This is a genomic window from Haladaptatus sp. DJG-WS-42, assembly GCF_037198285.1.
In the GTDB taxonomy this organism is placed as follows: domain Archaea; phylum Halobacteriota; class Halobacteria; order Halobacteriales; family Halococcaceae; genus QDMS2.
The window spans coordinates 2,191,566-2,200,714 of the sequence record NZ_CP147243.1; the positions used below are offsets into that span (position 1 = coordinate 2,191,566).

Annotated in this window: 12 protein-coding genes; 6 read left to right on the top strand and 6 right to left on the bottom strand. The window is 61.1% G+C overall.

Annotation, left to right across the window (positions count from 1 at the left end):
• The first annotated feature begins 53 nt into the window (after positions 1-53).
• Positions 54-566 (top strand): CinA family protein, encoded by a 513-nt coding sequence (locus V5N47_RS11845; protein WP_338727758.1) that lies wholly within the window; start codon positions 54-56, stop codon positions 564-566.
• 27 nt (positions 567-593) lie between these two features.
• The gene (locus V5N47_RS11850) at positions 594-1,073 is read left to right on the top strand and encodes a metal-dependent hydrolase (RefSeq protein WP_338727759.1); all 480 of its coding nucleotides are present in this window, start codon (positions 594-596) and stop codon (positions 1,071-1,073) included.
• Here the strand turns inward: V5N47_RS11850 and V5N47_RS11855 are convergent.
• Positions 1,070-1,831, bottom strand: coding sequence for a PHP-associated domain-containing protein (locus V5N47_RS11855; protein WP_338727761.1), 762 nt, complete (start codon positions 1,829-1,831; stop codon positions 1,070-1,072). The genes V5N47_RS11850 and V5N47_RS11855 overlap by 4 nt on opposite strands.
• Positions 1,832-1,924: 93 nt before the next feature.
• On the opposite strand from V5N47_RS11855, the gene V5N47_RS11860 reads away from it, so the two are divergent.
• Positions 1,925-2,230 carry a hypothetical protein gene (locus tag V5N47_RS11860; RefSeq protein ID WP_338727762.1) on the top strand — a complete coding sequence of 102 codons (306 nt, stop codon included), beginning with the start codon at positions 1,925-1,927 and terminating at the stop codon, positions 2,228-2,230.
• Positions 2,231-2,306: 76 nt separating this feature from the next.
• Here V5N47_RS11860 and V5N47_RS11865 read toward each other — a convergent pair whose 3' ends face one another.
• From V5N47_RS11865 to V5N47_RS11885, 5 genes are all read right to left on the bottom strand, one after another.
• A complete protein-coding gene (locus tag V5N47_RS11865) occupies positions 2,307-2,744 on the bottom strand; it encodes a transcription elongation factor Spt5 (protein ID WP_332898355.1) in 438 nt (145 codons plus the stop codon).
• A 1-nt stretch (position 2,745) separates the two neighbouring features.
• A complete protein-coding gene (locus V5N47_RS11870; protein ID WP_276248172.1) occupies positions 2,746-2,919 on the bottom strand; it encodes a protein translocase SEC61 complex subunit gamma in 174 nt (57 codons plus the stop codon).
• Between the two features lie 46 nt (positions 2,920-2,965).
• Positions 2,966-3,766 carry an ArsR family transcriptional regulator gene (locus tag V5N47_RS11875; RefSeq protein WP_338727765.1) on the bottom strand — a complete coding sequence of 267 codons (801 nt, stop codon included), beginning with the start codon at positions 3,764-3,766 and terminating at the stop codon, positions 2,966-2,968.
• A gap of 65 nt (positions 3,767-3,831) precedes the next feature.
• Entirely contained in the window at positions 3,832-4,986 is a 1,155-nt protein-coding gene (gene ftsZ, locus V5N47_RS11880; RefSeq protein WP_338727766.1) for a cell division protein FtsZ, read from the bottom strand.
• Positions 4,987-5,083: 97 nt separating this feature from the next.
• The gene (locus V5N47_RS11885; RefSeq protein ID WP_338727768.1) at positions 5,084-6,406 is read right to left on the bottom strand and encodes a D-aminoacyl-tRNA deacylase; all 1,323 of its coding nucleotides are present in this window, start codon (positions 6,404-6,406) and stop codon (positions 5,084-5,086) included.
• Between the two features lie 83 nt (positions 6,407-6,489).
• Between V5N47_RS11885 and V5N47_RS11890 the strand changes: the two genes are divergently transcribed.
• From V5N47_RS11890 to V5N47_RS11900, 3 genes are read left to right on the top strand one after another with little or no spacing between them, the layout of a single operon-like run.
• Complete coding sequence (locus tag V5N47_RS11890; RefSeq protein WP_338727769.1) at positions 6,490-7,662, top strand: sodium:calcium antiporter; 1,173 nt, start codon at positions 6,490-6,492, stop codon at positions 7,660-7,662.
• Between the two features lie 57 nt (positions 7,663-7,719).
• Positions 7,720-8,517: a shikimate dehydrogenase gene (locus V5N47_RS11895; protein WP_338727771.1), complete on the top strand. Its 798-nt coding sequence runs from the start codon at positions 7,720-7,722 to the stop codon at positions 8,515-8,517.
• Positions 8,518-8,542: 25 nt separating this feature from the next.
• On the top strand, positions 8,543-9,133 hold the full coding sequence (locus tag V5N47_RS11900) for a helix-hairpin-helix domain-containing protein (protein WP_338727773.1): 591 nt from the start codon (positions 8,543-8,545) through the stop codon (positions 9,131-9,133).
• The last annotated feature ends 16 nt before the right edge of the window (positions 9,134-9,149 follow it).

The window sequence follows — 9,149 nt, forward strand, 5'->3', positions numbered from 1 at the left end:
TTGTTCTTTCGTTGGGTGTGGGTTTCTTGCGTGCGGCGACCGATTGGTTTGCTATGACCGATGACACAATCGAGATGCGCGTTGGCGATGTGTTGCGCGGGCAGGGAGCAACCGTTGCCGTGGCCGAGTCCTGTACCGGCGGGCTCGTGGGGTCGCTACTCACCGACGTGCCCGGGTCGAGTGACTACTTCGACCGGAGCGTCGTCACTTACTCTTACGACGCGAAACGCGCACTCCTCGCGGTCAACCGCGAATCGCTCGACGAACACGGCGCAGTGAGCGAGCAGGTCGCCCGCGAAATGGCACAAGGCGTCCGCGACACCGCCGACACGACGTGGGGTGTGGCGACGACCGGTATCGCAGGGCCAGACGGCGGCACGCCCGAGAAACCAGTTGGCACGGTGTTCATCGGCGTCTCGGTTGCGGGTGAGTGGGGAACGGGAACCTCGGAGACCACCGTGGAACGCCACCAGTTCGAGGGAACACGCACAGAAATCAAACGACAAATCGCCACGCAAGCACTCACAGACCTGCTCTCTGCGATAGAAAAACGGAAAACCTTGTAGGGTGGGGTCGCGTTCGCTTCGCTGTCGATGAACAAACGAGGCCATGTGCTAAACGCCCTGTTGTTGAGCATCGGACTGGGCTATATTCTCCACCCGAGCGGCGACATCGAGACGCTCCGAACGATTGCTGAAGTGAGCGTCCCCGTCGTCCTCGGCGCGCTCTTCCCCGACGTTGACACCGCCTTTGGCCGCCACCGAAAAACGCTCCACAACCTGCTCGTGCTCGGCGTGTTCGCCGCGTGGCCAACCTACTTCGGGAATCTCCACTACGTCTGGATTGGCATTCTGACTCACTACGTGCTCGACATCCTCGGGTCGAAACGCGGGATTGCGCTGTTCTACCCGTTCGAAAAGGAGTACAACTTGCCGGTTGGCGTACCCGTGAGCAGCCGCTACGCGGATGCCGTGATGCTCGCGGTGACAGCAGTCGAACTCATCGGTGCGGCCATCATCATCTACCGCGAGCCGCTCGCCCAGATTGGTTTGCAGTCACTCGGCTTGCTCTAGTAGACGCTGATGTCGTCGAACCGCCCACCGTAGGCGATGTGGTCTGGATGGGTTGGCTCCGTGCCGGAAAGAAAGAGGCGGTCGATTTTCCCGTAGCTGTTCTCGTAGCCGAGATGCGCGAATTCGGCGAGACAGCGCAGTCGGTGACCAATGCCAGTTCGGTGCATCACTTTTCGTGGAACGTCGTCGCGGAGCGCGGCAACGAGGTTATCTACCGTTTCGAAGCGCTCGTCGAACGTCGTCCAGGCCTCGCCGATGGTGCCGCGCATGTGGGCATACGACGAGGTGAACCCCGAAATTCCGGTTTCGTGGATGATCTCTTCTGCCCGTCGATTCTGGTGGGGCCAGTGTTTTGGATTATAGGCTTCGATGCCGTGGATTCGGTCTGCGAAGCGTTCGATGTCTGGTTGTTCCATGCTGACCGTGAGAAATTCAGGGTGTGGGACGAGAACCGCCGCGTTCTGGCGGGCGAGTTCGGTCATCGCACCGTCGAGTGTGATGAAATCAGGGATGGGGTCAGACAGGCCAAGTGCGAGGATGTGCTTTCGTGTCTTCCAGTCGCCGGTGAAGAGTTCGCGGCCGGGGATGACGAGCAGGTCGTCGTCAGAAAAGGCAGCAGCCCGCGCGTTGATAGTCGAGAGGCGGGTGAAGTGGGGCGCGTAGACGAGGGCGTCGATTCCACGGGCTTTGGCTCTGGCTACGACCTTCTCATCGAGAATTTTGACGTGCATGTCGACACGAAACTCGTCACGACTCACGTCCGCTGGTTTCGTCGCAAGGGATTAAGTGATTCTGATTTGCGCAACACGGAGGAAATTGTTTATATCACCCACTGCAACAATTCAGTACGGATGTCACCTTGGGAGTGCGCCATCGAGGGCTGTGGTAACCAGTTCGAGAGCGTAGAAAGTGCGGCCGTCCATCAAGCAACCGACCACAAACACCACGAATGTCAGGTATGTGGCACGGTAATGCCGGACGGCTATTTCGCCATCAAACACGCGTTTGAGGAACACACACGCGCAGAGTACGTCCGCGCCTACGGCGCGAACGCCGCAGACGTACGCCGCCGCGAGAAGATTCTCGACGATATCGAATCGGACGTTGATTTGAACGAAGTGCTCGCGCGCATCGAACAGGCTGGCCACGCCGTCTGAAGCCGACGCCGCTTTTGCCTACTGTAGTGGGGAGAGCCGTCGCTCTATACCGTTGAGAAAATGCGAGAGAACTGTGTTATCGCTCTTCTGAGTCGAGCACGCGAATCTGGTCGCCGCGCACGGTGACCGGAATCGGAACGGTTGCTTCGTACAGTTCGACCGTCACCTGGTCTTTGCCTTCGTCGATGCGCTGGACCTGCGCCTTCTCGCCTTTGAATGGGCCAGCGATGAGTTCGACGATGTCGCCCTCTGCAATCCCTTCGACGTCTGGCTTTGGCGAGAGGAAGTGTTCGACTTCACCGATGGAACTCTCACCCGGGACGATGGTGCGCGCGTGGGGAATTTCCTCTAAGACGCGCTTGATGACGGCGTCGTTGTCGGCTTCGACCATCACGTAGCTCGTGAGTGAGTCGGGGGCGAGCGCGGCGTGAATCTCGTCCTCCTCGCGGTTGATAATCATGTCTGCGACGGTGCGCTCTTGGCTTGCAGTCGTCTTGACGGCGTAAATCGGCATTTTACGCACCGCCCGGGACGAAGCTCATGATTACGAAGATGATGAATCCGAGCAGCCCAACTAACACGATGCCTGCCCCGGCAATCTTCGCAATCTGAGAGAACTCCTCTCGCGATGGCGTACTCGCAAGCTTGAGCACTCGCGTGTATGACGAGAGCTTAAACGGAACTTCCATGCCGAGGTGTTACCTCTCCGCCTTTTTCTATTTATTGCTTACAGCCTCACCCACTAACCGAGAACAGTTCGGGGGTGACAAGGGTCGCTGCCCGGCGATATTCGGCAATCGTGTCGCTCGCCCACGCCCGAACCCGGGTGTCTTCGCTGATGATGAGTGCCCGCGGCATTCCTTGGTCGTCATCGACGCCGAGCAGCGTCTTGTCGTCTGTGAGCATTACGATGAAGGGGATTTCGCCGCCGTACTCTTGAACGGTCGCGTTGCCCGTTTCGACCATCTCTGCCATCTGGGTAGCGAGAACCGCATCCTGACGAATCGTTTCGACCACGCCTGAGGTGAGAACGCCGCTAAATCGCTGTGTCCCGTTTGCGACGGCCTGCCAGTTGGCTTCGAGATTTTCAGCCGCGACTGAGTGAGTCAACACTTCGACCTCGTCTGCCTGTCGCAGATAGGTCGCCGCCCAGCGAACCGGCGCGAGCGGGTCGCTCTGAGACGGGCGGATGATGGTCGCCTCATGCAAACGGGTGAGCGGAAAGTCGAACTCGTCTGCGGGGAGCCACTGGATGATGTCGTGGAGTTTGTCTGCGGTCTCCATTGTCTCGATGAGCTGATTGAATTGGGTTGCAACCAAGCGGCCAACCGAGGACGCACAATACTCGTTTCCGTCTTTGCGAATCCAGCCACGCGTCTGAAAATCAGCGAGGATTCGGCCGAGCGTCACTCGCGAAGCACCGGTCGCGTCTTTGAGTTCATCGCGGGTGCATGGGCGTGCTGCTAGCGCATCGAGAATGACGACCCGGTTGGTGGAGCGGGCGAGGAACTCGATGTCCGCCAGCGGGTGATCCATACAGCTAGTGTGCCTGCGCGCTATATGAGGTTCGCTGAACTGTACAAAAAATTGACTAGTCCGGATTATTCGACGAAGTCGATGTCGTCGCCGACCTGCTGGGCTGCCTTCTCGCGTTCTGCCTCGCTCTTCCCGTAGATCTGTGGTGATTCGACGCCGGTGACGACAATCATCGTCTCCATCTTGCCCTCGTAGTCATCGTTGACCGTTGCGCCCCAGATGATGCGCGCGTCTGGGTCGATGCGGTCGTAGATTTCTTCGACGACACCCTCTGCTTCTTCGATGCTCATGTCCGGGCCACCAACGACGTTGACGAGCGCAGAGTTCGCGCCCTTGAACTCGACGTCGAGCAGCGGCGAGCGGAGTGCAGAGCGGACGGAATCCTTTGCTTTGCTCTCGGTGTCGCTCTCTCCGAGGCCAATCATGGCGACGCCACCGTTCTCCATGATGGTGCGAACGTCGGCAAAGTCCACGTTGACCAGCCCGGGACGGGTGATGAGTTCGGTCATGCCTTTGACCGAGCGCATGAGCACACGGTCACAGATTTTAAACGCGTCCTGCAGCGGCATGTTCGGCGCGTAGTCGAGCAAGCGGTCGTTCGGGATGACGATGACCGTGTCCGCGACCGAGCGCAGGCGTTCTAAGCCAGCATCGGCGTTCGCGCGACGGCGCTCACCTTCTGCGGTGAACGGAATCGTGACGATTGCAATGGTGAGCGCACCGGCGTCCTGTGCGGCCTGTGCGACGACGGGCGCAGAGCCAGTCCCCGTCCCACCGCCGAGCCCGGCCGTGATGAACACCATGTCAGAGCCGGTGACGGATTCGTTGATGTCTTCGATGTCTTCCTGTGCGGCTTCCTCACCGATTTTCGGGACGGACCCGGCCCCGCGGCCGCCGGTGCGCTTTCGGCCAATGAGAATCTTCGTGTCTGCTTTCGTGTTGTTGACGAGGTGTTGGGCGTCGGTGTTCGCGGCGACGAGCGTCGCACCGAGGATACCCTCTTCTGCCATGCGCGTCACGGTGTTGCTCCCTGCACCACCACAGCCAACGACCGTAATCTCGGTCTTGAGGTCGTCTACGACCGAGAGCAGCTCCTCGTCGGTCATCGTCCCGGATGTTTTCATGCCCTGCCCGTTAGAACCGTTTTCCGCCCCCGGAGGAGCCTCGCCGCCTCGGTCTTGCTCGGCTTCCTCGATAGCATCCTCAATAATTGAGTCCATGTAATACGGATGGGTTCAAGACGAGAGGTAATTATTTTTCCCCTCTTGTCTGCCGTGCGTCAGACAAATATTTCACAGAAATAAATGATGGGGAAAGCTAGAGTGTGAACGTCTGCTCCCGGTGCGTCCTGACTTCTTCCGGGGGTATCTCACGACCACGAATCGTGACAGGTTGTCCACTTGCCAGCTTCCCAAATTTCGGTCCCTCGGGGATGCCGAGCGTCGCGGCTTTTTCTGGGTCGAACGTCGAAACGCGCGCCACGACAGCATCGGTTTCGCGAACGACTTCGTCGTACTTTTCGCGGAGAATCGGGACGAGCGCGTCGATGAAGGCATCTCGGGCGGTTTCGGGCGAAACCGCCGCCCGTCCTCCAACTCGGGTTCCGGCTTCGTCGGTCGTGAACGCGAGGAGGTGTGTCTCAGCGACCGTCCGCACCGCATCGCGGTCTACGCCCTCCGCCTCTTGGATGAGCGCGACCGGGAGCGAGACGGTGTCGAACGCGACGGGCCACGTCGCTATCTGGCCGAAGCGAAGACCCGCATCGACCGAGCAGAGCGCTGTTTCGAGTTCTTTTACGGCGGCAAGTGGCACGTCGCTCGTCTCCTGAACCCACGTCTCGCTCACGACGCGGTAGCCGAGTGCGTCGATGGTGTCTCTGAGGGCGGGTTTCTCGCCATCGACGACGGCGTACTCCGCGGCGCTCTGTTCGAAGGCGTGGGCGAGCACGTCACGATTCTCGTTGGGGTCGCCCATATCACTCAGACACCAGTCGGCGGCGATGTGGCCAACCGCCCACGCCGTCTCCTTGACGATGCGCGTGGGGCGCGGGACGTAGTGGCCGCCGCCGAAGCCGACGAGGTGGCGTTCGCTGTCGGCGGGAACATCTGCAAGGGCGAGGATGGCTTCCGCCACCGCGCGTGCGCCGTCGGGGTCTTCCCACTGTTCTTCGCCGCTCCCGAGTTCCACGAACATAGAGGGGACGCCCACGTCTGAGGGGCCGTGGTGGGTACACTCCATCCCCACGTCATAACCCTCGGGCGCGACTTCTTCGAGCGCGTTGATGACGGCTTTGTGCGCGTTCGGACAGGCGCGGGCGAGGCCGCCGTCGACGCCGCCGTACTCGGCCGGGCCGAAGTTCCCGGTGAAGTGCGCGGTCAGGAGGGGGCCGGTATCCCCCGCGTGGCGCGAGGCGAACACAATGTACTCAGGGTCAGAGAAGGCGTCTGCGACGGTTTCGAGTTCGAGGTGCAGGTCGTCAAACTCGCGCAGACAGAAGTCGTCGGTACGGAGGACGGTGCCACCGCCAACCGCATCCGGTCTGCTGTCGTCTTCGGATTCAGTCCAGTCGGCGAGCGAACGCAGGTGCTCGCCGATATGGACGGAGGCGGAGTCAGCACGGCTCACGACGAGTGCAATCACGGTGGTGGCTAACAGAGACGAGCAATAAAGCCCGTCGGAGTGGGGATAGAATCGCTTAATTGAGTTTGTGGACAAGCAAGTCTATGGCACCGCACCTCGGGTTGGTTTCCGTGCCGTTTTTGCCTCGCACGGTCGGAAACGGACTCTTATTGCTCGGGTCGTTCGCGTTGCTCCTCCTCGGTGCAGAGGTGTTCACGAACGGTGTCGAGTGGCTCGGACATCGATTTGGCGTCTCAGAAAGCGCGACCGGAAGCATCCTCGCGGCGGTGGGGACGGCGCTCCCAGAAACCATGATTCCCGTCATCGCCATCCTGCAAGGGGTTGCGACGGGTGACACCTCAGGCGCGGACGAAGTCGGCGTCGGCGCGATTCTCGGCGCGCCGTTCATGCTCGCGACGATTGCGATGTTCCTCATCGGCGTGAGCATCCTTTATTTTGCCCGTCGGCGGGCGTACGGCCCTGAATTTCACTTCAACGAAGTCTCGACCCGTCGTGACCTGAGTTTCTTCCTTGGTGGCTACACGCTCGCGTTCATCGCCGCCCTCATCCAACAGCGGACCCTCGAAATCATCATCGCCGTCACGCTCGTTGGCCTCTACGTGTTCTACGTCTATCGCTCGCTCAAAAGCGGCGAACTCATCGAAGGCGAGGCGCTAGACGACCTGCACCTCGGGTTGTTCATCGAACGCGGTTGGGGGCCGATTCCCGGCGTCGGCGACGCGGCGAATGAGTACAGTAACAACCCCTCTCGAGGACTGGTCATCGTCCAGACGCTCATCGCACTCGGCCTCATCATCGGCGGCGCACACCTGTTTGTCACGGAAATCGAGTTCTTCTCGGCAGAAGTGCTCACCATTCCCGCGGCCGTCGTCGCCCTCCTGCTCGCACCACTCGCCACGGAACTGCCGGAAAAGTTCAACAGCATCATTTGGATTTCCCAAGACAAAGACACGCTCGCGATTGGCAACATTACGGGCGCGATGGCGTTTCAGGGGACGCTTCCGGTCACACTTGGCATCCTGTTCACCTCGTGGAATCTCACGCTTGAGTGGGGCACTGCGGGCTTCCTGAACGCCTTTTCTGCGATTCTTGCCATCGTGTCTGCCGCGTTGCTCTACACACGCGCTCGGTCGGTGAACGAGGGGAACATGAAGCCGCTGCCGTTCCTCATCGGCGGCGCATTCTACGTCGTGTTCATCATCGTCCTCGTCTACCACGTCGTGGTTCTCGACCTGTCCGTCGTTGGCGGACACTAACCCCAATTTCTGCCCGGAGGCGACTGTTTTATTCGGCGCTATCGCGTGGCCACAGCCATGCAGGTGTTCGGCCTTCTTGGCAACCCAGTCACCCACTCACTCTCGCCACCGATGCACGAGGCGGCGTACACAGACCTCGGAATCGACGCGCGCTACGTCACCTTCGAACCCGCGCCAGAAGACCTCGAAGCCGCCATTCTCGGCGCACAGGCACTCGGCATCTCGGGTCTCAACGTGACGATTCCGTTCAAACAGGACGTCCTCAACTTCGTTGAACCCGACGACCTCGCCGCGCGTATCGGCGCGGTCAACACTATCGACTTCTCGGGTGAGACGCCAACGGGCCACAATACGGACGCAATCGGTGCGGTGCGCGCCCTGCGCGACCACGACGTAACACTCGACGGAACAGCTGTTGTCGTCGGTGCAGGAGGGGCCGGGCGTGCAATCGCCTTCGGCCTCGCAGACGAGGGGATGAGCGTGCGAATCGCCAACCGCACCGAGCAGAAAGCCCACGACCTCGCCGCCGCCGTCCCGAACGCGACCGGTCATGGCCTCTTCGACCTCGACACGCTGCTCGAAGCTGCCACCGTCCTCGTGAACGCGACGAGTGTCGGCATGGAAACCGACGAGACGCCGGTTCCGAGCACCGCACTCCACGACGGGCTGGCCGTGCTCGATGCAGTATATCGCCCGCTCGAGACCCGCCTCCTGCGCGACGCTCGCGCCGTTGGTGCGACGACGGTCGATGGCGCGTGGATGTTGCTCTACCAGGGCGTCGAAGCCTTCGAGCGGTGGACAGGCCGCGACGCGCCCGTTTCGGTCATGAATATCGCGTTACGTGAACGTCTTTAAGTGCGACGCCTTTCTATCGGTTGTCATGGGTCTGTTTGACTGGCTGAAATCGGTACTCGGAATGAACGGGTCGCGCCCTGACCAGCGCGACAGCGAGCGTGTCGGCGGTTCAAGCGCTAACCGTGCAGACACTTCTTCTCACTCCTCCCCCGCGGCGTCGACTGAGACGACGGCTGCGGCCTCCACAGAGACGCTGACGGACGAGGCCGACGAGGAAGTCGGCGCGGCCGAACCCGCAGAGGCGGTCGCCCCTGCGGACACGAGCACGGAGGTCTCGGAGGCGGAACCAATCCGGGAGGCGGCAGAAACAAGCGACGATGCGGCCGCCGAAGAAACGGACGCGGCAGCCTCCACGGAGACGCTGACGGACGAAGCCGACGAGGAAGTCGGCGCGGCCGAACCCGCAGAGGCTGCCGGTCCAACCGGCGGCGACGCTGGCGAGCCACTCACCGTCATCAAGGGCATCGGCCCGGCCTACGCAGACCGCCTCGAAGCGGCTGGTATCGGTTCGATTGCCGACCTCGCCGCGGCCGACCCGGGCGAAATCGGCGCGGAAATCGACGTCTCACCAAAGCGCGTCGGGCGCTGGATTGAGCGCGCGAAACACCGCGTCTAAAACGCGACGAACCGCA

What these genes read in the sequence shown, in the direction of transcription:
- V5N47_RS11845 (WP_338727758.1), top strand. Translation starts at nt 54, where the DNA reads ATGACCGATGACACAATCGAGATGCGCGTTGGCGATGTGTTGCGCGGG.
- V5N47_RS11850 (WP_338727759.1), top strand. Translation starts at nt 594, where the DNA reads ATGAACAAACGAGGCCATGTGCTAAACGCCCTGTTGTTGAGCATCGGA.
- V5N47_RS11860 (WP_338727762.1), top strand. Translation starts at nt 1,925, where the DNA reads ATGTCACCTTGGGAGTGCGCCATCGAGGGCTGTGGTAACCAGTTCGAG.
- V5N47_RS11865 (WP_332898355.1), bottom strand. Translation starts at nt 2,744, where the DNA reads ATGCCGATTTACGCCGTCAAGACGACTGCAAGCCAAGAGCGCACCGTC.
- V5N47_RS11870 (WP_276248172.1), bottom strand. Translation starts at nt 2,919, where the DNA reads ATGGAAGTTCCGTTTAAGCTCTCGTCATACACGCGAGTGCTCAAGCTT.
- V5N47_RS11875 (WP_338727765.1), bottom strand. Translation starts at nt 3,766, where the DNA reads ATGGATCACCCGCTGGCGGACATCGAGTTCCTCGCCCGCTCCACCAAC.
- ftsZ (WP_338727766.1), bottom strand. Translation starts at nt 4,986, where the DNA reads ATGGACTCAATTATTGAGGATGCTATCGAGGAAGCCGAGCAAGACCGA.
- V5N47_RS11890 (WP_338727769.1), top strand. Translation starts at nt 6,490, where the DNA reads ATGGCACCGCACCTCGGGTTGGTTTCCGTGCCGTTTTTGCCTCGCACG.
- V5N47_RS11895 (WP_338727771.1), top strand. Translation starts at nt 7,720, where the DNA reads ATGCAGGTGTTCGGCCTTCTTGGCAACCCAGTCACCCACTCACTCTCG.
- V5N47_RS11900 (WP_338727773.1), top strand. Translation starts at nt 8,543, where the DNA reads ATGGGTCTGTTTGACTGGCTGAAATCGGTACTCGGAATGAACGGGTCG.